Below are 26783 nucleotides of genomic sequence, written 5' to 3'. Positions count from 1 at the left end.
TCGTCACGGGTTAAAGGAGACCGTACAGCACGGTGGCGATGAGGGTCATGGTGCAGCCGACCATCGCTTCATAAGGAATCAGCGACATCCGCTGACGCAACGCCATGTTCATGCTGCCGGCGGTCACGTGGAAGTAGTTGCCCTGCGGCAAAGAGTCAATCACGGTCGCCCCGGTGTGCACCATGACCGCGGAGGCTATCGGGCTGCCGCCGACGTTGGCGATGGCGCTGCCGAACGTCCCCGTCGCCAGAATGACGCCAGTGGAGGTCGACGCCGTGGCCGCCGCCATCAGGATCCCGGAAATCGGCGCCAGAAACGTGCCGGAGATCCCCATCAGGTTGATAAGCGCCACCACCTGCGTCGACAGGTTCGACGCCGCAATCAGGCCCGCTATCGCGCCAGCGCCGATCAGGATCAGCACCGTCGCCGTCATTTTCTCCAGCCCGGATGCGGTGTAGGCGATCAGTTTTCGATGCTGCCCCATCGCCAGCAGGCCGACGATCCCGGCTATCGGCAGAACGTACAGCGCATCCAGCTTACACTCGGAGAGCAGCGGGATATGCAAGATCGAGCCGATAGGATTGATCATCAGCAGGATCACCGCCACCAGCGGCGCGACGATCGCCCGATGCAGCGGCGGATAGCGTTTGTCGCCGGCGGGCTGATGCGCGGAGAGCGCGGCGGCTTCCTCGTCGCTCACCTTCGCGCCTCTGTTTTTCAGCAAACCCGCGATCAGGATCGTCATCAACAAACCGCCCACGGCGGGAATAAAACCGGCGATCATCACATCGCTCAGGGTGATGTGAAAACCGTTGGCGGCCGCGATGGCATTCGGATTAGGCGAGATGATGTTGCCCGCCTTGCCGCCGCCGGACAGCGCCAACAGCAGCGCCAGCTTGGAGATCCCCATTTTGTTGCCGACCGACAGCGCGATCGGCGCGACGATCAGCACCGCGACCGGGATAAAAACGCCGACGGCGGTGATGATCATGGTGGCCAACGCCAGCGCCATGATCGCTTTGCCCTCGCCCATGGTTTTCACCACCGCCTGGGCGATCGTCTCCGCCGCGCCGGACTCCATCATCACGCCGGCCAGTACACCGGCGGCCAGAACGCGGATCACCGTGCCCATCACGCTTTGCGTACCGGCGGTCAGCAGAGCCAGCGTCTGGTCGAGACTCGCGCCGCCGATCACCGCGCCCGCTATCGCACCGAAAAATAGCGAATAGACCGGATTGATTTTGCGAAGAATCAAGAAGATGGCAATGAATAGACCTATCAATGCCCCATACCAACCAAGGGGTTCCATGCCGTTCATAATATGACCTCGTTATTGTTATATCTGTTACGTAGGGTAGAGAAACGGTGTTGCGACGACGGACGTCGATAAGATAAAGCCACGATTTGATAGCACTTATTTTAGAGCTGACGGCGGCGTTCACCTATGTGCGCAAACACAAAATCAGCCGGTGAAATCACGATGAAAACCGTGTGGAAAGACAATGCGGGGAGAGACCTGTCACAGACGACGGGGAGGATGAGATGCGCCTCTCCCCGACGCAGGGAGAGGCGAAAGGAGAATTACAGCTGTTCCAACGCCAACAGCTCTTCCACCGTCTGCCGACGGCGAATCAGACGCGGCTCTCTCCCTTCGAACAAGACTTCCGGCAGCAGCGGACGGCTGTTGTAGTTGGAGGACATGGAGGCGCCGTAAGCGCCGGTATCGTGGAAGACCAGATAGTCTCCGACTTTGGCGTCCGGCAGGGCGATGGTTTCGACGCCGCCGCCCGCCTGTTGGGTAAAGACATCGCCGGACTCACACAGCGGCCCCGCCACGACCGTATCGCGCAGGGAAGCGCCGTCGAGATCGCGGCCATCCCCCGGCAGCAAGGAAATATGATGGTAGCTGCCGTACATCGCCGGACGCATCAGGTCGTTAAAACCGGCGTCGACCAGCACGAAGTGACGGCTGCCCATCGCCTTCACGGCCCGGACTTCCGCCNCCAGCACGCCCGCTTCCGCCATCAGAAAACGGCCGGGCTCGATCTCCAGCGTGACCGGATGACCAAGATGCGCGGCGATGCGCTCACGCGCGCCGTTCCACAGCCCGTAATAGTGCTGCGTGTCGATCGACTCTTCACCGTAACGGTAAGGGATGGACAACCCGCCGCCTGCGGAAATGGCTTCCAGATCCTGACCAAAGTCGATCACCTGCCGCACCATCGCGTCACAAACCTGTTCCAGATGGCCGTAGTCCACGCCGGAGCCGATGTGCATGTGCAAACCGACTAATTTGAGCTGATAACGCTCAATGGCCGCCAGCGCCAGCGGAAGATCGCCGAACCAGATGCCGTGTTTGCTGTTTTCGCCGCCCGTGTTGGTTTTCTGGCTGTGTCCGTGACCGAAGCCCGGATTGACGCGCAGCCACACCGGATGCCCCGGCGACACGGCGCCCAGCTGATCGAGCATATCCACGGACCCGGCGTTGACGGGGATATTCAGCGCAGCCACCCGTTCCAGCGTAGCGTGATCCAGCAGGTCGGCGGTGAAGACGATCTCATGATCCGGCGTTCCCGGCTGGAATCCGGCGGCCAGCGCGCGCTCGATCTCGCCCAGCGAAACGGAGTCGACCTTGACGCCGTGCTGCCGCATCAACGCCAGAATGTGGATGTTGGAGCACGCCTTCTGGGCGAACCGAATGGTGTCGAAGTCGCGCAGCTGGGCAATGCGGCTGATGATCGTGTCGGCGTCGTAGGCCCAGACCGGGCAGCCGAAACGGGACGGCAGCGCCCGCAGGCTGTCTGCGTTCAACGCGTGGGACGGGGTATTAAGATCGTGCGGCATTCGGTCAAAACCTGATAAATGAAAACATGTCCTCATTGTGCGTAATCTCCCTTTCGGTAGACAAATATCCTTTTACGCAGAGTCTATTCATTTATGATATGGTTTTATCCCACAGCAAGGTGTCTCCCGTGGCGGCTATTTCCCTGCGACATATCGAAATTTTTCATGCCGTGATGACCACCGGCAACCTGACGGAAGCCGCCAGCCTGCTCAATACGTCGCAGCCGACGGTGAGCCGGGAACTGGCGCGCTTCGAACGTCTCATGCAGATGGCGTTGTTCGAACGGGTGCGCGGCCGCCTGCATCCGACCGCGCAGGGGCTACGGCTGTTTGAGGAGGTTCAGCGCTCTTACTACGGGCTGGACCGGATCGTCAGCGCGGCCGACGATATCCGGCGCTTTCAACAGGCGCAGCTGTCCATCGCCTGCCTGCCGGTGTTTTCACAGTCGCTGCTGCCGGAGGTGTGTCAGCCGCTGCTGGCGGAATACCCCACGCTCAATCTGCACATCATTCCCCAGGAGTCGCCGCTGCTCGAAGAGTGGCTCTCCGCGCAGCGTCACGATCTGGGGCTGACCGAAAACAGTACGACGCCCGCAGGCACCGAGCGTCAGACGCTAATGCAGCTCAGCGAAGTCTGCGTGCTGCCGTCCCGCCACCCGCTCGCGAGCAAGCCGGTGCTGACGCCGGAAGATTTTCGCCACCAGCCGTTCATCAGCCTGTCCAGCGCGGACAGCTACCGCCAATGGCTCGACCATCTGTTTCAGGAAGCGGGCGTGGAGCGCAGTATGGTGATGGAAACGCACAGCGCCGCCTCGGTCTGCGCGATGGTGCGCGCCGGCGTGGGGCTGTCCATCGTTAATCCGTTGACCGCCGCGGACTATGCCGCCTCTCGTCACGGCGTGGTCGTCCGCCGTTTCAGCATCGACGTGCCTTTCACCGTCAGCCTGATCCGCCCGCTGCACCGCCCCGCCTCCGCGCTGGTCGATACCGTAAGCGAACATCTGCAACGGTTCGCGCAGGCATTTCCGGCGCGCTTGCAGCAACTCATCGACGATGACGACGGTAGGTGAAAGCGTCGTGCGCGATGCATCCGGCTTTGGCATTAGTTAAGCCCACCGGACGCGGCCGTCACTTCAGCTTGATATAGACGGTAGAAATGAGGTTCTGGTCGAAGATATTTTTCCGCACCTGTAGCTGTTGATCGTGGCTGGCCAGGAACAAAATGCGCGACATGATGATCACATCCTCCACCTCGGCGTAGCCTTTCGCCCACAGTGACAACATCACCTTGGCGGTCAGGACTTTGACCGGCTGATAGTGCGCACTCACCACCGAGACGATGACCTCGTCGAAAAAATTCGTCGGCAGCGCCGCCAGCACATCTTTGTGCCTGACGATCAGATGACCCGCATGATAGAGCTCCGACAGCGTATTTCGCGCTCCTGCGGTCAACTCGGGCGTGAGGGGATTATTATTTTGCGGCAGCGAAAAATCATGGTAAATCCGCAGGTAGTAGGCGGCGGTGCCTTCCTGATAGGCGGGCGGAGGCAACTCGGCGAGATCCACGCAGCGCACGGCGACCTTATCGCCCCAGCGCGTATCGGCAAGCCAGACCAGCATTTCATACAGCAGAATTTCCTGTCGGGCAACGCCCAGATTGACCCACAAAACGAGCGTGGAAATCGCCTCGTCCCCGAGGATGGCCGTCAGCTGACGGTGCAGCGCCGCGCGTTCCTGAGACAGATCTTTATAGGGATAGACTTCGTAACCGGCGACGACAGACGCCTCGTCCTGTCGACGTGAAAAGACGCCGTAAGTGAAATTATGTTGCAACAGATGAAAAGACAGGCCGTCGACGTAGGTCGAGAGCGGGCGGTAGAACCCGTCGTCCAGGATTAAATCACACTGCATAACTCCCCCAAGTGCATGAAAAACCGTTCAGAAAACGTTCATTGCCTGCGTGACTCCGGCGCAGCAAGTGTAGCAACGCACAGAGCGTTTCGCGCCCTGCCGCGTCGCGTTTATGTGATATTGCACCGAGGCTTCCCGCCATCCTACACGTTCTCGATGCACGGCATCCGCGAGTTTATGCGACCTTATGTTATATTAATGCAACATACGTTCGACCCCGGTCGGACGCCGTTTACCGACGCGCTGAGTCCGCCTCCATACGCCAAAAAGTTTAGACATGCACCCAGACAATAAAGCTGAAAACACGTTAGATCCCCGTACCGCCTCCAACGCGCAGACCGCCTATCCGCTGTGCCGTTTTTCCGTCGCGCCGATGCTGGACTGGACGGATCGCCACTGCCGCTACTTTCACCGGCTGCTGAGCCGTCAGGCATTGTTGTATACGGAAATGGTGACGACCGGCGCCATCATTCACGGCAAAGGGGACTATCTGGCGTATAGCGAGGAAGAGCATCCGGTGGCCTTGCAACTCGGCGGCAGCGATCCCGCCGCGCTGGCGCAGTGCGCGAAGCTGGCCGAGGCCCGCGGCTATGACGAGATCAACCTGAACGTCGGCTGTCCGTCCGACCGCGTGCAGAACGGCCGCTTCGGCGCGTGCCTGATGGCGGATGCGGCGCTGGTGGCCGACTGCGTCAAGGCGATGCGCGACGTGGTGAGCATTCCCGTCACGGTGAAAACCCGCATTGGCATCGATGAGCAGGACAGCTATCCGTTCCTGTGCGATTTTATCGATACGGTGGCGACGCGCGGCGGCTGCGACAACTTCATCGTCCATGCCCGTAAAGCGTGGCTGTCGGGCCTCAGCCCGAAGGAAAACCGCGAAATCCCGCCGCTGGATTACCCGCGCGTCTATCAGCTCAAGCAGGACTTTCCCGCGCTGACCCTCGCCCTCAACGGCGGAATTAGAACGCTGGCGGAAGCCCGCGAACATCTGACACATCTGGATGGCGTGATGGTGGGTCGCGAGGCGTATCAGAACCCCGGCCTGCTGGCGCAGGTTGACCGCGAACTGTTCGGCGCGGACCGTGCGCCCGACCCGTTCAGCGTGGTGGAGTCGCTCTACCCCTACATCGAACGCGAGCTGTCGCAGGGCGCTTATCTCGGCCATATCACGCGTCATATTCTGGGGCTGTTCCAGGGCGTGCCAGGCGCCAGACGCTGGCGTCGCTACCTGAGCGAAAATGCTCATCGTCCCGGTGCGGATGTGTCCGTCGTCGAGAAGGCGCTCTCGCTGGTGCCACGTGATGCGGCGTGATTCGCTAACAGTTAGCGGTTTTCGCCGGTGCGTGAGGGCTGTTCTCTCTCTCCCTGCTAATAAAGTCAACTGGTTAGCTTAATATCGCGTTGGCATGCTTCTTGTAATAGCTCCTGTCAGGCGTTGAACGCCACACTCGCCGGGTGACGCCCGGCCTCACCCTGACAGGAGTACGCCATGTTTGAAATTTTCTTCGTCGTCGGTTTCTTCGTCATGCTGTTAATGACGGGAATATCGCTGCTGGGCGTGCTCGCCGCGTTGCTGGCGGCCACGGCCTTTATGCTGTTCGGCGGTTTGTTGGTCATGGCGTTCAAAATGCTGCCGTGGCTGCTGCTGGCCGTCGCCGCAGTATGGATGTGGCGCTGCTATCAGCAGAAACAGCGTCAGCGCTATTACCGGTAGCCGCCCTGCGTGAGGAGGTGAGTGAAACCCATCGTCAAAATTGTGCGTCGACGATGCGTTTTTTCGTCATCAGGCTGATACTCTTCTGACTCGTCAGTCTGAGCACCGCCTGCACGCCGCGCTCGGGCCTCTGTTTTCATCAACGTCGGACAGAAAACAACAATGCCTTAGAGGCGCTTCCCCCGACGGACCGCTGTACCCTACAAGACAGCGCGATGAAAATCCGCAGCGCTCCTTTCGCCCGTTACCGGCGGTAGAGCGCGTCCATCCACGCCAAAGCGCAGGTTAAAGCCTCGCCGCCTCCCCCGGCGCAAGCCGGGGGAACCCNCCCGCAGCACACACAAAAACGCCCGCAAAGCGGGCGTGGCTGACGACGCTGGCTTACATCCCGCTGAGTATCACGGGATCAGCAGGCAGGAACCTTGAGTGTGACGACCTTCCAGCGCCAGATGCGCCTGACGGGCATCGGCCAACGCAAGTTTTTGTGCCTCCGGTACGTCTACTGAAATCGCACCGCTGGCAAGCAGGGAGAACAGCGCGTTGCTGGCTTCCTCCAGCTCTTCGCGATGGGTGATGTAGCCGAACAGCGACGGCCGCGTGACGTACAGCGAGCCTTTTTTGTTGAGGATGCCGAGATCTATGCCCGTCACCGGTCCGGACGCATTGCCGAAACTCACCATCAGTCCCCGACGTTGCAGGCAGTCCAACGACGCTTCCCAGGTGGCTTTGCCGACAGAGTCGTACACCACGCCGACCTTCTTGCCCTCGGNCAGCGCCAGCACCCGCTGCGCGATGTCTTCCTGCTGATAGTTAATCGTCGCCCAGGCCCCGGCCTGTTGCGCCAGCTCGGCTTTGTGCGCGGAACCCACCGTCCCGATTAGCCGGGCGCCCAGCGCTTTCGCCCACTGACAGGCAATCAGTCCAACGCCGCCCGCCGCGGCATGAAACACTATGGTTTCGCCCGGCTGCACGTCGTAGGTTTTGCGCAGCAGATAGTAAACCGTCAGCCCTTTCAGGAAACTGGCCGCCGCCTGCTCGAAACTGATGGCGTCCGGCAGCTTCGCCACCTTATCCGCCGCAACATTGTGCATCTGGCTGTAAGCGCCTAAACCGCCCTGCGCGTAAACCACGCGGTCGCCTGCCCGCAGCGCCGTGACGTCGGCGCCGACTTTGACCACCACGCCCGCCGCTTCGCTCCCCAGACCGGAGGGTAAGGACGGCGTGGGATACAGCCCGGAGCGGAAATAGGTATCGATGAAGTTGACGCCGATGGCGCGGTTTTCGATCTGTACCTCATCCTGGGCCGGTTCGGCGGGAAGATAATCCACCAGCTCCAGCACTTCCGGTCCGCCGGGGCGGCTGAATTGAATGCGCTTGGCCATATGCTCTCCAGGTTCTTTCTCAATTTAAGGGTTTACGGTGACAGCGGGTGCCATTCCCGCTTTTCAGAGATACAATGCCCCCTTCCATTCTGGTAAATCAACCCGTAAGAACGCGCTTCATGGCTGAGAAGAAAAGATCCACCAATAAATCCGCAGAACCTCGCGACCGTCAGGTCGAAGGGCTAAAGCTCCCCCCACATTCATTGGAAGCGGAACAGTCTGTGTTGGGTGGACTGATGCTCGACAACGAGCGCTGGGACAACGTAGCAGAACGCGTCGTCACCAATGACTTCTTCAATCGCGCTCATCGGCTGATTTTCAGCGAAATGCAGCGTTTGCTGGAGATGAGCAAACCCATCGACCTGATTACCCTGTCAGAGTCGCTGGAGCAGAAAGGCGAGCTGGAATCCGCCGGCGGCTTCGCCTATCTGGCCGAGCTGGCCAAGAACACCCCCAGCGCCGCGAACATCGGCGCGTATGCCGATATCGTGCGTGAACGCGCCGTCGTGCGTGAGATGATCGCCGTCGCCAACGAGATCGCCGATGCCGGTTACGATCCGCAGGGCCGCAGCAGTGAAGACCTGCTGGATCTGGCGGAGTCCCGCGTCTTCCAGATCGCGGAGAACCGCGCCAGCAAGGATGAAGGCCCGAAAAGCATCGACCGTATTCTGGAAGACACCGTCTCCCGTATCGAGCAGCTTTATCAGCGTCCGCACGACGGGGTCACCGGGGTTTCCAGCGGTTATCAGGATCTGGATAAGAAGACGGCCGGGTTGCAGAAATCCGACCTGATTATCGTGGCCGCCCGACCGTCCATGGGGAAAACCACCTTCGCCATGAACCTGTGCGAAAACGCCGCCATGACGCAGGAAAAACCGGTGCTGATTTTCAGTCTGGAAATGCCCGGCGAGCAGATCATGATGCGTATGCTGGCGTCGCTGTCACGCGTCGACCAGACGCGAATCCGTACCGGCCAGTTGGACGACGAGGACTGGGCTCGCATCTCCAGCACCATGGGGCTGCTGCTTGAAAAGCGCAACATGTACATCGATGACTCCTCCGGCCTGACGCCGACGGAAGTCCGCTCCCGCGCGCGCCGCGTGTTCCGCGAACATGACGGCCTCAGCCTGATCATGATCGACTACCTGCAGCTGATGCGGGTGCCATCGCTGTCGGAAAACCGTACGCTGGAAATCGCAGAGATTTCCCGCTCGCTCAAAGCATTGGCGAAAGAATTGCAAGTGCCCGTTATCGCGCTGTCCCAGCTTAACCGTAGTCTGGAGCAGCGTGCCGATAAACGTCCGGTCAACTCCGACCTGCGTGAGTCCGGCTCCATCGAACAGGATGCCGACTTGATCATGTTTATCTATCGTGACGAGGTTTATCACGAGAACAGCGACCTGAAAGGCATCGCTGAAATTATTATTGGGAAACAGCGTAACGGCCCCATTGGCTCGGTACGCCTGACCTTTAACGGGCAGTGGTCGCGGTTCGATAACTACGCCGGGCCACAGTACGATGATGAATAATGTGATAAGGGAACGAGCATGCAAACGGCAACCGCCGTCATTAATCGCCGCGCTCTGCGACACAATCTGCAAGTCATCCGCCAGCGTGCGCCCAATAGCCGTCTGGTCGCAATAGTCAAAGCCAACGCCTACGGGCACGGCGCGTTGGAAGCCGCCCGTACCTTGAGCGACGCCGATGCCTTCGGCGTCGCCCGCCTCAGCGAAGCCCTGGCCCTGCGCGCTGGGGGCATCACCCACCCTATCCTGCTGCTCGAAGGTTTTTTCTCTGCGGAGGAACTGCCGCTGCTGGCGGCCAATGGACTGGAAACCGCGGTCCATAGCATCGAGCAACTGGAAGCGCTGGAACAGGCAACGCTGTCCCAACCGCTCACGGTCTGGATGAAGCTGGACACGGGCATGCATCGCCTCGGCGTGCGGCCGGATCAGGCCGACGCCTTCTGGCAACGCCTGTCCCGTTGCCACAATGTGGTGCAACCGGTGAACATCATGAGTCATTTTTGCCGTGCGGATGAGCCGGAAGTGGATGTCACCGAGCACCAGCTGGCGACGTTTGACGCCGTTGCCGCAGGCAAGCCGGGAGCGCAGTCCATCGCCGCATCCGGCGGTATTCTGCTGTGGCCGCAGTCGCACCGCGACCAGATTCGTCCCGGCATCGTGCTCTATGGCGTCTCGCCGCTCGACGGCGACAACGCCGCCCGCTGGGGGTTACAGCCCGCGATGCGGTTGACGTCCCATCTGATTGCCGTACGCGAACATCATTCCGGCGAACCCGTCGGCTACGGCAGTACCTGGACCAGCCCACGCGATACGCGACTTGGCGTGGTCGCCATGGGCTACGGAGACGGCTACCCCCGTTGCGCGAAAAGCGGTACGCCGGTGTGGGTCAACGGACGTACAGTCCCGCTGGCGGGTCGGGTATCTATGGATATGATCACGGTGGATCTCGGGCCGGAGTCGCAAGATCGCGTCGGCGATGAAGTTGAGCTGTGGGGAAAACATCTGCCCATCGAAAGCGTGGCGGCGGTGAATGACATCAGCGCCTATGAGCTGTTGACGCGCCTGACTTCTCGCACCCAAATCATTTACACGGACGAACCATTCTAAATCTCGACTGCTCTGACGCAGACGTAAAAAAGGCCCGCAATACCATTGNGGGCCTTTTTGTCAGGTGCCTTATCATCGATAGGTTTCATGAGCTGCCAACCTTATGAAGATGTCCCCACCGGAAAAATTAGTTATAGAGTTCAGCGACGCCACGGATATGGTTGCTGCTGTCCATCGTAGAGATGATGCGGAATGACTTCGCACCCGAAGCATCTGCTGCGGAAGACAGGTTAGACTGCAGGTCGCCCAGGTTTCTTGCGCTGGCGGAGACGCTACCAATCGACGCATCCTGAGCCTGGTTGACTTCGGTCGCGGCAAACGTAGCGAATGAAGCGGTAGAAAGTACGACAGCGGCAATAACAGTATTAAGGGTTTTCATAAACGATATCCTTCACATGATTGTTAGGAAGACGATGTCTGTCTTCGATGTGAATAATGATAGTCTAGTTACGGCGCTGTTAAAATTGGGTTAATTTGCTGGCCACATTCAAAAAATATGAACAAAAAAAGCACCGATAGTTAAAAAATTATTCTATTTAGCTATCGGTGCGATCGCATTAAATATGGCGCAACACTCTTATTTCAGTCTAAGCGACCTGATATCTAACCATAAGCAGTTTATCATTTTGTTACCGAGAGCCATTTTCCCATAATCTCCTGGTGCTCTCCGGTGGCTTTTGTCAAGTGCAGCCATTGGTCAACATACTGCTTCCAGCTCGCGTCGTTCCGCGGCAGCAAAAACGCTTTCTCGCCGTACTGCAATGGATGCACCGGATTGACCGCGCACAGCGACGGATAATGTTTCTGTTGATACAACGCCTCCGAGGCCTCGGTGATCATGACATCCGCTTTGCCGTCCGCCAGTTGCTGGAAGATCGTCACGTTGTCATGCAGCATCAGCTGCGCATTGGGCAAATGGGCGTGCGCAAATGCTTCATTCGTGCCTCCGGCAGGCTCAATCAGACGCACGGACGGGCGGTTGATCTGATCGATCGTCTGATACTTCTCTTGGTCTTCGCAACGCACCAACGGGATTTTCCCATCCACATCGATCCTGTTCGTAAAGAACGCTTTTTTCTGTCGCTCCAGCGTCACGGAAATCCCGCCGACGGCAATATCGCAACGCCCCGCCAGAAAGTCGGGCATCAGCGTTTTCCATGTCGTTTTCACCCAGGCGACCTTCACGCCCAGGCTGGCGGCCAGCGAGTGCGCCATGTCGATATCGATGCCTTCGTATTCGCCATCTTCCCGCAGCAGGCTGTATGGCTTGTAATCTCCGGTGGTACAGACTCTCAGCACGCCCTGCTGCTGCACGCTATCCAGATGCGATGCGGCGCTTGCGGCGCCAGAAGCCAGCAACAGAGTCAGCGGGAACCATTTCTTCATTTAATTTAACCCTTACCATTGACGTTGAGCGACGTCGTGCTTGCGCCGACGTGATAATTTTTCACTCTTTATGACACATCACGACAGGCGCACCAACTGTTAGCGAGCAATCCGCTATCCTGCGCTCCCAAACTCACCGTCCTTGGCATAATGCTCCAGATTTTCGTCCGAAAGCCGCTCGTGAAATTCGCACTCGTCCCCCCGCTTTTCGCAGCGCTCAAAACGAGCACCGTCACGCCGGGACCGCGGGCAGGGTTTCCGTGCGGCAAAAACCTGTTAGTCTGTAAGCTCGTTTTTTGCCCGGTAAACCTCACCATGTACAACATTGATGACTTTGACCTGAAAATCCTGACGCTGCTGCAATCCAACGGCCGACTGACGAATCAGGAGCTCAGCGAGCTCGTCGGGCTGTCCGCATCGCAGTGCTCGCGTCGGCGTATTGCGCTTGAACACGCGCAGCTGATTTTGGGATACCACGCCCGGTTGGCCCCGGACGCGATCGGGCTGGAAACGCTGGGATTGATCGAAGTGCGCCTCATCAATCACACCCCGGAATGCGTGGACAGCTTCCACCAGATGCTGGGCGAAGTGGATGCCATTATCGACGCCTACAAAACGACTGGAGACGCCGACTATTTATTGAAAGTCGCGGTGGCGGACCTTCCCGGGCTCAGCGAACTGATCAGCCATATACTGTCGCAGAACAAGAGCGTGGCTCACCTGAAAACTTCGGTGGTTCTCAACCGTCTCAAGGAAAATGGACTGATGGCGGCGACGGCCTGATTGCCCCAATTCGGGGCATAAGGCTTTATGATGGTGCACACCATTCGGTTGAATCACGCATAAAATGAAAACATCTTGCACATCACGACCTAAAAAATCCCAAATTACGCGTATTCCGTGCAAATTTAACCCTTCGGGATATCAGTACGTTAGCCTCAACATTGTTTGAAGATCACCCAAACCGACGTGAGTTGGCGTGGTTTGGTGCATTTTTTGCTTTCTATTTCCCATCGTTCTCTCAATTAACGTATTGTTCTTATGGATAATGTCATCAGCCACGACGATCTGTCGCACACGCCGATCGAAGATATGATCGCCCTCTTTATTGGTTCGCTCATGGTGTCTTTCGGCGTGGTTTTGCTGCGCCAGTCCGGCGCCTTGACCGGCGGGACGGCGGGGATGGCCTTTTTGCTGCACTATGTTCTTCACATCTCGTTCGGCGTCGCGTTCTTCCTGATTAATCTGCCGTTTTATTATCTGGCTATCCGCCGCATGGGGTGGCGTTTTACGCTTAAAACCTTCTGCGCCGTTGCGCTGGTATCGGTGTTTTCCGACCTTCACGGGCACTTCATCCACATCGACCGGCTCGATCCTTTTTATGCGACACTCTTCGGCAATGTGATCATGGGGCTGGGATTTATAGTCTTGTTCCGCCACAAAGCCAGTCTGGGAGGCATCAATATCCTCGCGCTTTATCTGCAGGATAAAAACGTCATCCGGGCGGGCAAATTTCAAATGGTGGTGGATGTGATTATTGTGCTGGCGTCGCTGTTCGTGGTAAGCATACCCATGCTGGTGGCCTCTATTGTGGGGGCGACCATCCTGAATCTGATTATTGCCATGAATCACCGTCCAGGACGCTATGCGGTGTAAAGTCGTATGACCATGCGCAAGATCACTACGCAAGATATCGATTAACTCAGGAGTACGTGACCGTGTTTCAACATGTTGACGCCTATGCGGGCGATCCCATCCTGTCGTTGATGGAGCAATTTAAACAGGACCCCCGAGCCGACAAAGTTAACCTCAGCATCGGGCTATACTACGACGAACACGCGGTGATCCCCCAGTTGAAAGCGGTCAGCACCGCACAGGCTCAACTGACGAATCAGTTTAAACAGGCGAGCAGCTACCTGCCGATGGAAGGATTGGCGTCTTACCGCAGCGCCATTCAACGGCTGCTGTTTGGCGATCACCACCCCGCGCTGAGTGCCGGGCGTATCGCCACGATCCAGACCGTGGGCGGCTCAGGCGCGCTGAAAGTCGGCGCGGATTTCCTCAAACGCTATTTTCCCGATGCTGAAGTCTGGGTCAGCGATCCTACCTGGGAAAACCATATCGCCATCTTCTCCGGCGCCGGTTTCAAGGTGCATACCTACCCCTATTTCGACGACGCCAGCCGCGGTGTGAATTTCCAGGGCATGCTCGACGCGCTGAAGCAGTTGCCAGCCAAGAGCATCGTCCTGTTGCACCCCTGCTGCCACAACCCGACCGGCGCGGACCTGACCCATGCGCAATGGGATCAGGTTATTGAAGTGCTGCTGTCGCGCAATCTGATCCCGTTCCTTGATATCGCCTATCAGGGATTTGGCGCAGGCATGGACGATGATGCCTACGCCCTCCGCGCTATCGCAGGCTCCGGTCTGCCGGCGCTGGTCAGCAATTCGTTTTCGAAAATCTTCTCGCTGTACAGCGAACGCGTGGGCGGGCTTTCCGTCATTTGCGAAGACAGCCAGGCGGCAGAGCGCGTTCTCGGTCAGCTGAAGGCGGCGGTCCGCCGTAATTACTCCAGCCCGCCGAACTTTGGCGGACAGCTGGTTTCTCACGTGCTCAATGACGACACGCTCAACGCTGAGTGGCATGCGGAAGNGGCGTCGATGCGTCAACGCATCGCTGAGATGCGTCAAACGTTGGTGGATGCGCTGAAACAAGCCTTGCCCGATCGCAATTTCGACTACCTGCTGACGCAACGCGGAATGTTCAGCTACACTGGTTTTAGCCCCGAACAAGTTGATCGGCTTCGCGAAGAGTTTGGCGTATACCTCATCGCCAGTGGTCGTGTTTGCATAGCCGGACTTAATCACAGCAACGTACAAAGGGTTGCCGCGGCGTTCGCCGCCGTGCAATAGCATCGTTTTGCTCATACTGCCTGCCAGCATCAAACGGCAGGTTTTTTTTTTGGGATTTTTCAGGCGGGAGGGCGGTCGCCGACTTCTGCGACCGCCTGATTGGCACGCTGATATCCGCCTTGGCGGATATCAAACGCGGGTGGAGAGAATCGCCTTGATAGAGGCTTGCCGCCNCCCGTTACGTTTTAGAACGAGGTCCAGTCCTCAGAGCTGGCAGACGCTGTGGCCGGCTGCGGTTTTTCCTGCTTAACGGCTTTCGCCACAGGCAATGCGCTCGCCTCTGACGACTGCGGCTGCTGGCGACCGCTCGTTGCGACGAAGCTGTGGCTCAACTTGAAGGTGCTCACCGCATCGGTCAGCATGGTTGCCTGAGACTGCAGAGACAGCGCCGCAGACGCAGACTCTTCCACCAGCGCGGCGTTCTGCTGCGTCGTGGAGTCAATCTGACCGACCGCAATGTTGATCTGGTTGATGCCGTCACTCTGTTCGCCGCTGGCCTGAGAGATTTCGCTGATGATGTCGTTCACATCCTGCACATGCGTGGTCAGGTTGGACATGTTGTCTTCGGCGGAATCAACGAGCTGCATCCCTTCCTGGATTTTGCTGACAGAGTCGTCGATCAGCTCTTTGATCTCTTTCGCCGCCGTAGCGCTGCGCTGCGCCAGAGAGCGAACTTCACCCGCGACCACGGCAAAGCCTCTGCCTTGCTCGCCGGCCCGAGCCGCTTCCACCGCGGCGTTCAGCGCCAGAATGTTGGTCTGGAAGGCGATGCCGTCAATCACGCCGATGATTTCCGCCATACGCTGGGATGAGTCGCGAATCCCGCGCATTTTGTGCGTTACGGACAGCATGACATCACTGCTCTGCTTAGCCGCTACCGACGCCTGATCGGCAATGCTGGTCGCATGGCGCGTATTTTCCGCGGTGTTAGTGATGGTCGAGGTCAGCTCTTCCATAGAAGAAGCCGTCTGTTCCAGAGAGCTGGCCTGTTCTTCCGTACGGGCGGACAGATCCTGGTTACCGGCCGCAATCTGCGACGCAGCGGAGGAAATGCTTTCCGCGCCATCGCGCACCTGGCCGACGATCTGGCTCAGGCTAACGTTCATGTGCTCCAACGAACGCAGCAGTTGACCCATTTCATCTTTACCCGCAGACGGAACTTCCGCGGTGAGGTCGCCTTGGGCCACGCTTTCGGCCAGACCCAGCGCCTGACGGATCGGCGAAGTAATGCTGCCCGTCAGTACGCGAGCAATCACCACGACTAACACCACGCAAGCGGCCAAAATACTCAGCAGCAGCCAACGCGTAAAGTGATAGGTGTCTTCCATTTTGTGCATCGTGTCGCCCATAGCATCGTCCTGATGGTCGATGAGCGAGGCCACGGCAGCGCGGTATTTGCCTTGAATGACATCCAAATGCGTATTGAATTCGGTGGTCGCACCCTCAATATCCCCCGCTTTGACGCGGTCGATAATATTTCGTCCCGAGATCAAGAATTCGCCGCGGATCGAATGGATATTATCCATAATGCGCAATGAGGTTTGATCGTTCAGCTGTTCGGCGCTTTTGTCGATTTCCTGCATCAACGCGGTAATCTTCTTCGCCTGCTCCGCTATCTCATTCATGATGGCGCGAGTTTTCTCTGCATCCTGCGCCAGTAGCAGTTTCTGATAGGCCATGACGACGGCGTTGACGTTATCAATCAAGTTATTCGACTGTACTGTCTGCGGATAAACATCCGCCACGATGCCGCGCGCATCTTCGTTAAAATCCGACAGTCTGGAAATAGAGACGAAACTGACGATACAAATCATCAGTACTAAAACCGCAAACCCGGCAGCTAGCCGATAACCTATTTTCCAATCCGATAAACGCATAATCTTGTTCCCTTTTTTATACAAAAATGAAAAACCATAACAGTAAAAACCAGAGTGAATATTTTCCAATCAAATAATCACCAACATAAATCACATTGCGCGGTGACAGCATTAAAGACATGGGGAGATGTCTATTTTCAAAGCGCAAAATCAGCGCTTCACACGGATGACGGATGTGCAGACGAGATGATAGAACGGGGGAAAAACAAAGAGCCTATCCCAGCAGACGTTATTGGCGCGGCGATTCATGACACGAGAAGCGCAGACAAAACGTCAGGCGATTTATAACGATGACATCCGGTCAATATGCGCGAGCCCAAATACTCATTCGGCATAGCGTCGAAATACCTGGGATGTCGAACGCTTCCTCAAGCCCAAACGGCCAATGAATTCGATCTAATAGGATAGGCTCCAAGCCCATCGGCTGATGACCAGACATTTATCCAGCAGTGACGCCATGGAAAACAGCGCGCCGCGACAACACAACGCCGACAGCATCTTCATGCCAGATTTTCATGGCCGTCATCCAGCAATGGGATAATTCCCCCGATATCGCGCTACCGACAAAACGAGAGAGAGCCGAATTAACCGTGCTGAATTTAAAACAGAGTAGAAATTATCAAAGGAAATTAGGGATAAATGACAACGATTATCGCTACCTTATATTATCCGAATGACCTCCGAAGCGCCCTGCCAACAACACGGTCGTGCGTGCTCTTCATCGGCCTCAAATGCCACAACTTTACATATTAATCAGATCTTTACACATCACTGTCATTACAACCCCTGAAAAGACTACTATTTAGACAAATGGACATTACACAAAAACACCCAAAAACCAGCGTAAAAAGCGACTTATTTCTTATCATCCTGTTGCTCCGCCAGGATTCTGGATTGAGAAAAAAAAAGAGAAACCGGTTACCATTTAGATAATAAAATCCACATAACCCCCTTCCTTATAATAAAAGAACAGATGCTTTTTTTACTCCTATAAGAATTAATGACACCACCTATACATAAATAATAAAAATTATTATTACCACTAACTTTTTTGATATTTTTTTGCTATTTTTGTGTAATAAGTTTTAATTAAAAATAACACTACAGGTTTTAAATCCTATAAAAATAGTTCGCACGCTAACACAGTGGCATTGTTACTACCTCCACCACGATAAAGTTTAAAAAAACCGGTTGGAACTGGATGAAAATAAAGAAGATATTGCAGATCAATTTGCGGGGGCTAATTTTATCTATATCAATAGCAAGCATGTTGGTCACGCTGACAAATGGTTACCTCTCTATCTATAACGTCTATAAAGAGTTGTTCGCTAATCAGTTAGCTAAAATCAATATAGATTATTCCTCCCGCTTGGCAGCAAGCGTTGAGAACATATTATCTGTTTCTAAAAAACAGATGACCTATAGCGCTCGCTTTATCTCGAAATATTTTCCTGATACCAATCAGATTCAGGAAGAGACCGATCGTATTTATCAATTAAGCCAAAATTTTAATTCAGTCATTATCGTCGACAATAATAACAATCTGGTTGCGTTCTCTCCGGAAAGTAATGTGCTGGAGGTCAATAAACTGGTCGCCGATACCGGTCATTCCCCCCTGCAGCCCGACAACGTCGCCGCCAGCCTTCCCTACAAAACCAATGAAAACGACTATGCGATCGCATTGTCAGCGCCCATCGTCAATGAACAGGACGTACACCTGGGGGATATTCGCGGTTCCATTCATCTGACCAAGTTACGCATCATGGATGAATTTACGCCGCTCAATAATGACCGCTCAATGGTTTATATCATTGATAATGAAGGAAATATGATTTATCACTACAACAATAAAGAACCGTTCGGCGAGCGTATCAACGATCAACACTTGAAGAAAGCGACTGCCAGCCAGGACAACGGCTCGTTCATGATGCCTGACGAACAGGGCAATCTGGTGCCGGCAGGCTTCGCCAAGGTGCATAAAACCGGTTGGACGGTGATCACCCTGCAATCCTCCGCCGTCACGAACAAAGCGTTGAATAACGTCATGTACAGCGTGTTAAAAACAGCCGCGCCGGTCGCCTTGCTGACACTGCTGGTCTTGACGATCTTCGCCGTTTTCATCGCCCGGCCGCTGCGCCAACTGGCCAGATCGGCGAGCAGAATGAGCGAACAGGGAGCCATCAGCCAGATCCGAGCGGTGCCCTCCTGGTATGTGGAAGCGGCTCAGCTGAAGGATGCGATTTTGCTTGGCACCATGATGCTGCACAAGCGGATTGGCCGTCTCAGCTCAGAAGCGCATACCGACCCGCTGACGGGACTGCTAAACCGGCGGGGACTGCAGGAAGGCCTGGAAATGGTCATGCTGGAAAAGAAATCGGTGTCGGTCGTGGTGATTGATATCGATAACTTCAAGCAGGTCAACGACACCTACGGTCACGATATCGGCGACGAGGTCATCCGCCAGCTCGGCCAGCAAATTCGCAGCAACGCCCGCAAGATGGATATTATGTGCCGCACCGGCGGAGAGGAGTTCTTGATGCTACTGCCAGGGACGGATATTCATATCGCCTCTATCATCGCCGAACGCCTGCGTAAAAGTGTGGAGCGCATGATCTTTCCCATGTGCCGCCACGTCACGGTGTCATTAGGCGTGACGTCGTTTACGCCGAAACAGTGCCCGCTGGATATGGCAGTCAAAACCGCCGACAACGCTTTGTACAAGGCGAAAAATACCGGCCGAAACCGCGTGGTGGTGGAGTATATCGCCGGCGGAAGCATCGCCCCGCTCTGAAGACGCCTTGCTATTCGCCCTGCAGCGTCAACAGCAGCGTTCGACTGCCACCGTGATTGCGGTGCTCACACAGATAAATCCCCTGCCATATCCCCATATTCAGACCGCCGTCGCTAATCGGCAGCATCACGCTGCTGCCCAGCAGGCTGGACTTGAGATGCGCGGGCATATCGTCGCTGCCTTCATCACAGTGACGGTAGTCAGGCCCATCTTCCGGCACCAGCCGATTGAAGGCGCTTTCAAAGTCTTGACGTACCGTGGGGTCGGCATTTTCATTCAGCGTTAATGACGCGGAGGTGTGCTTGATGAATACCTGCAACAGTCCAACCCGCAACTGCCTGATTTCTGGTATCGACGCCAGCACGTCGCGCGTGATCAGATGAAAGCCGCGGCTTTTCGGCTGCAGAACGACTTCTCGTTGCATCCACATATTCAGCCCCTTTTACGTTGCAGACAGGTTTGTCCGCGCGGATTATTTTCCACGCGGACCCACGGTTTAAACGACGCGCGTTGTATCTCGCGCCAGTAGCGGTTTGAGGAAGCGTGCAGTGTGCGAAGCCTCGCACTCGGCAACGGTTTCCGGCGTGCCGCTGACCAGAATTTCGCCGCCGCCGCTGCCGCCCTCCGGCCCCAAATCCACAATCCAGTCGGCCGTTTTAATCACATCCAGATTATGCTCGATGACGACAATGGTATTGCCCTGATCGCGCAGCTGATGCAGCACGGCCAGCAACTGCTGGATATCAGCGAAATGCAGCCCGGTGGTCGGTTCGTCCAGAATGTAGAGCGTCTGGCCGGTGCCGCGCTTGGACAGTTCGCGCGCCAGCTTGACGCGCTGCGCCTCTCCGCCCGACAGCGTCGTGGCCGACTGCCCCAAACGGATATAGGACAAACCGACGTCGATCAACGTTTGCAGCTTACGCGCCAGCGCCGGGATGGCGTCGAAGAACTCGCGAGCATCCTCAATCGTCATATCCAGCACTTCGTGAATGCTTTTGCCTTTGTATTTGATCTCCAGCGTTTCACGATTGTAGCGATGGCCCTTGCACTGATCGCACGGCACGTAGATATCCGGCAGGAAGTGCATCTCGACCTTGATGACGCCGTCGCCCTGACACGCCTCGCAGCGTCCGCCGCGCACGTTGAAGCTGAAACGACCGGGGTTGTAACCGCGGGTGCGTGATTCCGGCACGCCGGCGAACAGCTCGCGGATTGGCGTAAACACGCCCGTGTAGGTCGCCGGGTTAGAGCGAGGCGTACGGCCGATGGGGCTTTGATCGATATCGATCACTTTGTCGAAGTGATCCAGCCCCTGAATATCGCGATACGGCGCGGATTCAGCGATGGTGGCGCCATTCAACTGGCGCTGAGCCAGCGGGAACAGCGTATCGTTGATCAGCGTAGATTTGCCCGAGCCGGACACCCCGGTGATGCAGGTAAACAGTCCTACCGGCAGCGTCAGCGTGACATCCTTGAGGTTGTTGCCCTTGGCGCCGATCAGTTTCAGGACTTTGGTGGGATCGGCCGGTACGCGTTCAGCCGGCNCCTCAATGTTTCGCTGACCGCTAAGGAACTGCCCGGTCAGGGATTCGGGAACGGCCATGATTTGATCGACGGTGCCTTCGGCGATCACCTCGCCGCCATGCACCCCGGCGCCGGGACCGATATCAATCACATGATCGGCGGCGCGGATCGCATCCTCATCATGCTCAACCACAATCACCGTATTGCCGAGATCGCGCAGGTGGATCAACGTTTCCAACAGACGTTCATTGTCTCGCTGATGAAGACCGATGGACGGTTCGTCCAGCACATACATGACGCCGACCAGCCCCGCGCCGATCTGGCTCGCCAGCCGGATACGCTGAGCCTCGCCGCCGGACAGCGTTTCCGCCGAGCGGGAAAGCGACAGATAATTCAGACCCACATTCACCAGGAAGCGCAGCCGATCTCCGATCTCTTTCAACACTTTTTCGGCAATCTTCGCCCGCTGGCCGCTCAGCTCAATATTCTGGAAAAAGCTCAGCGCCTGACCGATGCTCATGTCGGAAATGTGCGGCAGCGTGGTTTCGGCCACGTAGACATGGCGGGCCTCTTCGCGCAGGCGGGTGCCGTGGCAGCTGGCGCAGGAGCGGTTGCTGATAAACTTCGCCAGCTCTTCGCGCACCGCCGTTGATTCCGTTTCCTTATAGCGACGCTCCATATTGTGCAGCACGCCTTCGAATGGATGACGTCGCACCGAGGTATCGCCGCGGTCGTTGATGTATTTGAATTCGATGTTCTGTTTGCCGGAGCCGTACAGCACGACCTTCTGAATGTCCGCACTCAGGCTGTTGAACGGCGCATCGACATCAAACTCGTAGTGCTCCGCCAACGATCGCAGCATCTGGAAGTAGTAAAAATTGCGGCGATCCCATCCGCGAATCGCACCGCCCGCCAGAGACAGTTCCTGGTTTTGGATGACGCGGGACGGGTCGAAAAATTGTTGCACGCCTAACCCGTCGCAGGTCGGACACGCGCCGGCGGGGTTATTGAAGGAGAACATGCGCGGTTCCATCTCATGCATGCTGTAGCCGCAGATTGGACAGGCGAAGTTGGCGGAGAACAGCAGTTCGGGCGCGTGGCTGTCATCCATATCGGCAACAACGGCGCTGCCGCCGGAAAGCTCCAGCGCGGTCTCAAACGACTCCGCCAGCCGCTGGGCCAGATCGCTGCGCACCTTGAAGCGGTCAACGACGACCTCGATGGTGTGCTTCTTCTGCAGCTCCAGCTTCGGCGGATCGGACAGATCGCATACCTCGCCGTCGATCCGGGCGCGGATGTAACCCTGCGTCGCCAGATTCTCCAGCGTTTTGGTGTGCTCGCCCTTGCGATCTTTTACGATCGGCGCCAGCAGCATCAGCCGCTTATCCTCCGGCTGCGCCAGCACGTTATCCACCATCTGACTCACGGTCTGCGCATCCAGCGGGACATTATGTTCCGGGCAGCGCGGCTCCCCGACGCGGGCATACAGCAGGCGCAGGTAGTCATGAATTTCAGTGATGGTGCCGACGGTCGAACGCGGGTTATGCGACGTCGACTTCTGTTCAATGGAAATGGCCGGCGACAACCCTTCGATATGATCGACGTCCGGTTTTTCCATCAAGGACAAAAACTGCCGGGCATACGCCGACAGCGATTCTACGTAACGTCGCTGCCCCTCGGCGTAGAGGGTGTCAAAAGCCAGCGATGACTTTCCGGATCCGGATAATCCCGTGACCACAATCAGCTTATCGCGTGGGATTATCAGATTGATATTCTTGAGATTATGAGTACGGGCACCACGAACTTCGATATTATCCATTCACATACTTCCCGTCATTGACGCTGTTTTGCATCCCTCACACAGAGAGAAATCCAGTACGAAACCAATGATTATGGCATAAATAAAACTGAATGGATAACCAGTAGTGGTTGTCAAATAAACACGTAAAGGAAAAAATTATGCGGCGCTCATCGCGAGTATAATAAGGCGGTGTAGCGTGCTAGAATTCATCGTTTAGACTATTTAAAAATTGATCCATCAGGAGACACCCACATGGCCAGCAGAGGCGTTAATAAAGTCATTCTTCTCGGGAATCTCGGACAAGACCCGGAAGTTCGTTACATGCCGAATGGCGGCGCAGTAGCCAACATTACCCTGGCCACGTCCGAAAGCTGGCGCGATAAGCAAACCGGCGAGCAGAAAGAGAAGACCGAGTGGCACCGCGTTGTGCTGTTCGGCAAACTGGCTGAAGTCGCCGGAGAGTACCTGCGCAAGGGTTCTCAGGTTTACATTGAAGGCCAGCTGCAGACGCGTAAATGGCAGGATCAAAGCGGCACCGACCGTTACACGACGGAAGTCGTCGTTAATATCGGCGGCACCATGCAGATGCTCGGCGGCCGTTCAGGCGGCGGCGCACCGGCAGGCGGTCCAGCTGGCGGCAACAACCAGCAGCAGGGCGGCTGGGGTCAGCCTCAGCAGCCGCAGGCGAACAACCAGTTCAGCGGCGGCGGACAGGCAGCGCGCCCGCAGCAGAATACCGCTCCGGCAGCGCCGAACAACGAACCGCCGATGGATTTCGACGACGATATCCCGTTCTAATTTGAACCCGACTCATTCGTTAAAAAGTTCGCTAAAAACCCCGAGATATCGGGGTTTTTTATTGCGTGGACATCGGAGAAACGTCCATAAACTTCATAACCCCACCCGCATGGGATGCCGTCTGATGGGGTTATAGGAAAATTCAGCGTCAGGCGATGTGACGACTTTCGCGAGTCCGTGCCTGATTCAGTTTGAGCGCGTGGGCAACGTCTGGCAGCATCGGGAAAGAGTTTTGTCCGCCATATTTTTGGATGGAGCATGAGCTGATTTCGGCGGCGAACGGGATCGCCTGCGTCAAAGGGATGCCATTGACGACGCAATAAGCGATGCCGCCGATGAAGGAGTCCCCTGCCCCCGTGGTATCGACCACTTCCGGGCAGAACACCGCCGGATAATGCGTTGCGCTTCCATCGGTGCCGAGTACCGCGCCCTTTTCACCCAGGGTGATGATGACCTGCCCCGCCACCTGTTGCTGCAGGGCTTTCGCGCACTGCAGCGCCTCTGTCACCTCCGTAACCGGCTGCGAGTTCATGAACGACGCTTCAGTTTCATTGATAACCAGATAATCAATCTGCTTCAAAACCTCCGCCGGGAGAGTGCGAGCAGGCGCGTTATTGACCAGAATGCGACAGCCTTGGCGACGGGCCTTATGGATAGCAAACTCCACGACCTGCACCGGGATCTCTGACTGGAAGATGACCAGCGGCCCGCCGTCGAACAACGAGTCGGTAATATCCTGCTCCGTAATGCGGTAGTTCGCGCCCTGAATGATCGTGCTGCAATAGTCGCCCGACTCCAGGATCTGGACGATACCGATACCCGATGTCGTCCCACGCACAATCAGATGTTCCACATCAACCTGATTCTCCTTCAGCGATTTCATCAATTCAGCGCCATAAATGTCCTCGCCCACGCACCCCACCATCGCCACGTTTAACCCCAGTTTGGCGCACTGAACCGCTTGGTTCGCCCCCTTCCCGCCGGGCATCATCAGCAATTCGTTGCCGGTGAAGGTTTCGCCTAAATCAGGCAGCCTGTCTTGCTGGATAAGAATGTCGTAATTGAGACTACCGATGACCACCACATTATTTTTCATATCTCAGATCCTTAACTGGCCGTGCGTTTAGAAGCCACAGCGTTTCTGGTGTTGAGTAAACTGGACTGACTCCGCTCACTGGTTTTACTGGCGATGATGGTGAATATCGCATCCAGAATATTTAAATGAACGATGCGGGTTGTTGCATTCTCACCGGTGATCGGATTGTTTTTTACGGAAGAAATAATGGAATGTCGTGCGATATGGCTCAGTGGGCTATTAGGATAATTCGTCAGGCAAATGGACTCCGCGCCTTTTTCGTTGGCCACCTTCACCATATTAATAATGTCGGTCGTTTGACCAGAATGTGAAACAGCCAGCAGAATATCCCCGGCCTGCATCAGCGATGCGCTCATCAGCTGTTTATGGCTGTCGCTGATCACATGAGAAAAAACACCTACTTTCAGCAGCTTATGATTGAAATCCTCACAGACGGCGCCTGAACCGCCACAGCCCGCGAGAATGATTTTCGCCCCTTCCGGGCGGTTGATAAACAGCGATGCGACGGTTTTTATGACATGACTGTCTATCGCTTTTAAACTGTCTTGTAAGGCAAGAATAGAATTAAAAAATGTGCTTTCAATGACTTTATTAGTATAAAGATCCGCGTCATGAATAACGGGAATTTCAATAAGCTCTTCTAAATTAATCTCTTTCTTACCAATACTCATTTTAAGATCGTGAAATCCTGTAAAACCCAGTTTTTTAGAAACTTTGGTAATACTGGCAACGCTGACATTCAGGTAGCGGGCAATATCAGAAATACACATTGTCGCCAACGTATCCGGGTTATCATCAATAAATAAGGCAATAGCACGCTCTTTCTTTCCCAATTCTGGGGCCAGCGTTCGAGCAAGTAGAAAAATATCATGACCTTGTAATCGGTTATGCATGCTTATCACCCTTATTTATTTTTAATCGTTATAGAGCGTACAGGAGCACTTAATCAATGAATGTTAACTTCATCACAAGCTGTAAAGCGTTTTACTTTTCAACTTTACTGACAGTAAAATAAAAACCGTAATAAAGCCCACCGCCATTTTACTCCCGGTAATATTTATCTGGCGGCATTTACCCTGCCTCGTCACTGCTTTATAACAGCCCCATGTTTGACAATAAGGGTAAATGATATGAAGTTCTCATCTCGCATAAACTCATTCCGCTCACGCCCGGAATTATTCACGCCTCAAAACAAGATGGATACCTGTGACCTTATCACCCGCATGGGAACAGTGGAGGGATTAACACACATTGAACTGAATTATCCCGAACATTTCATTAATCAGGATAAAAACGCAATTAAAGCATGTATTAAAAAAAATAATCTGCAGGTCGGGGGAATAGCCCTGCGTTATAACAAAGACTTTATTGATGGCGAATTTACCAATCCCAATGAAGAGCTGCGTAAAAAAGCGATTCAACAGACGTGGGAAGCCGCTGAGCTATGCCAGTTTCTCAACGGCAATACCGTGACGCTGTGGTTTGGCTATGACGGCTACGACTATCCCTTCCAGCAAGATTATTTCAGAGCGTACGAGCTGCTGGTCAATGCGCTGCAACAGGTCACGCAGGCCTTTCCTGATATGCAGTTCAGTTTTGAATACAAGCCTTATGAACCGCGCACGTTCTCTTTCATTGGGGACGTCTCCTCTACCCTCATGCTGATTGACGATGTCGGGTCGGATAATCTGGGGATCACCCTGGATTTCTGCCATATGATAATGAAAAAAGAAAACCCTGCCTTTTCATTATTTCAATCGGCGCGTAAAAATCGACTGGTCGGGTTCCATCTCAACGATGGGTACGGTCATTTTGACGACGGCCTGATGCTGGGGTCTGTCCATCTGATGCAAACGCTGGAATATATTTATTATGCGAAGCGTGTGAAATTCGACGGCTTAATTTATTTCGATACTTTCCCGACCCGGGAAGACCCCGTCGCAGAATGTGCGCAAAATATCAAAATGTATAAAACGTTGTCCTCATTTATCGACCGCGTGGGCATTGAGGAAATGGATAGCATTATTCGAAGTCAGGATGCGCTGAAAGTTCAGTCCATGCTTTTGCAATTGATTAAATACTAAAAATATAAATTTTACCTCTTACCTACA

At 55.5% G+C, this 26783-nt stretch carries 22 protein-coding genes; 11 read left to right on the top strand and 11 right to left on the bottom strand.

Translation table 11 applies throughout. The annotated features are described in order from the left end of the window. Positions 1 to 10: 10 nt before the first annotated feature. Both SB13_RS04305 and lysA read right to left on the bottom strand, forming a co-directional pair. Complete coding sequence (locus SB13_RS04305) at positions 11 to 1318, bottom strand: GntP family permease (protein ID WP_026739173.1); 1308 nt, start codon at positions 1316 to 1318, stop codon at positions 11 to 13. A 263-nt stretch (positions 1319 to 1581) separates the two neighbouring features. After that, entirely contained in the window at positions 1582 to 2844 is a 1263-nt protein-coding gene (lysA, locus tag SB13_RS04300; RefSeq protein ID WP_026739172.1) for a diaminopimelate decarboxylase, read from the bottom strand. Between the two features lie 128 nt (positions 2845 to 2972). Here lysA and SB13_RS04295 point away from each other — a divergent pair, with 128 nt between their 5' ends. Continuing rightward, on the top strand, positions 2973 to 3914 hold the full coding sequence (locus SB13_RS04295) for a LysR family transcriptional regulator (RefSeq protein ID WP_026739171.1): 942 nt from the start codon (positions 2973 to 2975) through the stop codon (positions 3912 to 3914). Between the two features lie 58 nt (positions 3915 to 3972). On the opposite strand, the gene SB13_RS04290 is transcribed toward SB13_RS04295, so the two are convergent. Continuing rightward, positions 3973 to 4755 carry a hypothetical protein gene (locus SB13_RS04290; RefSeq protein ID WP_026739170.1) on the bottom strand — a complete coding sequence of 261 codons (783 nt, stop codon included), beginning with the start codon at positions 4753 to 4755 and terminating at the stop codon, positions 3973 to 3975. 277 nt (positions 4756 to 5032) lie between these two features. On the opposite strand from SB13_RS04290, the gene dusA reads away from it, so the two are divergent. Continuing rightward, on the top strand, positions 5033 to 6070 hold the full coding sequence (gene dusA, locus SB13_RS04285; RefSeq protein ID WP_036150826.1) for a tRNA dihydrouridine(20/20a) synthase DusA: 1038 nt from the start codon (positions 5033 to 5035) through the stop codon (positions 6068 to 6070). A 177-nt stretch (positions 6071 to 6247) separates the two neighbouring features. Further along, positions 6248 to 6472, top strand: a complete 225-nt coding sequence (gene pspG, locus SB13_RS04280; RefSeq protein WP_026739168.1) for an envelope stress response protein PspG — start codon at positions 6248 to 6250, stop codon at positions 6470 to 6472. Between the two features lie 398 nt (positions 6473 to 6870). Here the strand turns inward: pspG and SB13_RS04275 are convergent, their stop codons facing one another. Next, complete coding sequence (locus SB13_RS04275; protein WP_026739167.1) at positions 6871 to 7854, bottom strand: quinone oxidoreductase; 984 nt, start codon at positions 7852 to 7854, stop codon at positions 6871 to 6873. 119 nt (positions 7855 to 7973) lie between these two features. On the opposite strand from SB13_RS04275, the gene dnaB reads away from it, so the two are divergent. Both dnaB and alr read left to right on the top strand, forming a co-directional pair. Beyond that, positions 7974 to 9383, top strand: a complete 1410-nt coding sequence (gene dnaB, locus SB13_RS04270) for a replicative DNA helicase (protein WP_026739166.1) — start codon at positions 7974 to 7976, stop codon at positions 9381 to 9383. 18 nt (positions 9384 to 9401) lie between these two features. Further along, the gene (gene alr, locus SB13_RS04265) at positions 9402 to 10487 is read left to right on the top strand and encodes an alanine racemase (RefSeq protein WP_026739165.1); all 1086 of its coding nucleotides are present in this window, start codon (positions 9402 to 9404) and stop codon (positions 10485 to 10487) included. 127 nt (positions 10488 to 10614) lie between these two features. On the opposite strand, the gene SB13_RS04260 is transcribed toward alr, so the two are convergent. Both SB13_RS04260 and SB13_RS04255 read right to left on the bottom strand, forming a co-directional pair. Continuing rightward, the gene (locus tag SB13_RS04260; protein WP_026739164.1) at positions 10615 to 10866 is read right to left on the bottom strand and encodes a YdgH/BhsA/McbA family protein; all 252 of its coding nucleotides are present in this window, start codon (positions 10864 to 10866) and stop codon (positions 10615 to 10617) included. A gap of 242 nt (positions 10867 to 11108) precedes the next feature. Next, positions 11109 to 11873: a transporter substrate-binding domain-containing protein gene (locus SB13_RS04255; RefSeq protein ID WP_026739163.1), complete on the bottom strand. Its 765-nt coding sequence runs from the start codon at positions 11871 to 11873 to the stop codon at positions 11109 to 11111. 315 nt (positions 11874 to 12188) lie between these two features. Here SB13_RS04255 and SB13_RS04250 point away from each other — a divergent pair, with 315 nt between their 5' ends. The 3 genes from SB13_RS04250 to SB13_RS04240 all read left to right on the top strand — a co-directional run bounded on the left by SB13_RS04250 (position 12189) and on the right by SB13_RS04240 (position 14785). Beyond that, a complete protein-coding gene (locus SB13_RS04250; protein ID WP_026739162.1) occupies positions 12189 to 12656 on the top strand; it encodes an Lrp/AsnC family transcriptional regulator in 468 nt (155 codons plus the stop codon). Between the two features lie 258 nt (positions 12657 to 12914). After that, positions 12915 to 13529 carry a YitT family protein gene (locus SB13_RS04245; protein ID WP_026739161.1) on the top strand — a complete coding sequence of 205 codons (615 nt, stop codon included), beginning with the start codon at positions 12915 to 12917 and terminating at the stop codon, positions 13527 to 13529. Between the two features lie 62 nt (positions 13530 to 13591). Next, on the top strand, positions 13592 to 14785 hold the full coding sequence (locus SB13_RS04240) for an amino acid aminotransferase (RefSeq protein WP_026739160.1): 1194 nt from the start codon (positions 13592 to 13594) through the stop codon (positions 14783 to 14785). 185 nt (positions 14786 to 14970) lie between these two features. On the opposite strand, the gene SB13_RS04235 is transcribed toward SB13_RS04240, so the two are convergent. Then, positions 14971 to 16662, bottom strand: a complete 1692-nt coding sequence (locus SB13_RS04235; protein ID WP_026739159.1) for a methyl-accepting chemotaxis protein — start codon at positions 16660 to 16662, stop codon at positions 14971 to 14973. A gap of 1414 nt (positions 16663 to 18076) precedes the next feature. Between SB13_RS04235 and SB13_RS04230 the strand changes: the two genes are divergently transcribed. Then, entirely contained in the window at positions 18077 to 19453 is a 1377-nt protein-coding gene (locus SB13_RS04230; RefSeq protein ID WP_235202361.1) for a sensor domain-containing diguanylate cyclase, read from the top strand. Between the two features lie 10 nt (positions 19454 to 19463). On the opposite strand, the gene SB13_RS04225 is transcribed toward SB13_RS04230, so the two are convergent. After that, on the bottom strand, positions 19464 to 19883 hold the full coding sequence (locus tag SB13_RS04225) for a secondary thiamine-phosphate synthase enzyme YjbQ (RefSeq protein WP_026739157.1): 420 nt from the start codon (positions 19881 to 19883) through the stop codon (positions 19464 to 19466). A gap of 66 nt (positions 19884 to 19949) precedes the next feature. Continuing rightward, positions 19950 to 22796: an excinuclease ABC subunit UvrA gene (uvrA, locus tag SB13_RS04220; protein ID WP_026739156.1), complete on the bottom strand. Its 2847-nt coding sequence runs from the start codon at positions 22794 to 22796 to the stop codon at positions 19950 to 19952. 234 nt (positions 22797 to 23030) lie between these two features. On the opposite strand from uvrA, the gene ssb1 reads away from it, so the two are divergent. Next, on the top strand, positions 23031 to 23576 hold the full coding sequence (ssb1, locus tag SB13_RS04215; protein WP_026739155.1) for a single-stranded DNA-binding protein SSB1: 546 nt from the start codon (positions 23031 to 23033) through the stop codon (positions 23574 to 23576). 148 nt (positions 23577 to 23724) lie between these two features. On the opposite strand, the gene SB13_RS04210 is transcribed toward ssb1, so the two are convergent. Together SB13_RS04210 and SB13_RS04205 are read right to left on the bottom strand one after the other, a co-directional pair. Beyond that, the gene (locus SB13_RS04210; RefSeq protein ID WP_026739154.1) at positions 23725 to 24672 is read right to left on the bottom strand and encodes a ribokinase; all 948 of its coding nucleotides are present in this window, start codon (positions 24670 to 24672) and stop codon (positions 23725 to 23727) included. A gap of 11 nt (positions 24673 to 24683) precedes the next feature. After that, positions 24684 to 25565: an SIS domain-containing protein gene (locus SB13_RS04205; protein WP_026739153.1), complete on the bottom strand. Its 882-nt coding sequence runs from the start codon at positions 25563 to 25565 to the stop codon at positions 24684 to 24686. Between the two features lie 237 nt (positions 25566 to 25802). Between SB13_RS04205 and SB13_RS04200 the strand changes: the two genes are divergently transcribed. Next, positions 25803 to 26756: a sugar phosphate isomerase/epimerase family protein gene (locus SB13_RS04200; protein ID WP_026739152.1), complete on the top strand. Its 954-nt coding sequence runs from the start codon at positions 25803 to 25805 to the stop codon at positions 26754 to 26756. Positions 26757 to 26783: the final 27 nt, after the last annotated feature.

Origin of the sequence: Lonsdalea quercina subsp. quercina (assembly GCF_000688695.1) — a bacterium.
In the GTDB taxonomy this organism is placed as follows: Bacteria; Pseudomonadota; Gammaproteobacteria; order Enterobacterales; family Enterobacteriaceae; genus Lonsdalea; species Lonsdalea quercina_D.
Note: the sequence above shows the minus strand (reverse complement) of the source record. Positions and strands in the feature narration are given on the sequence as shown.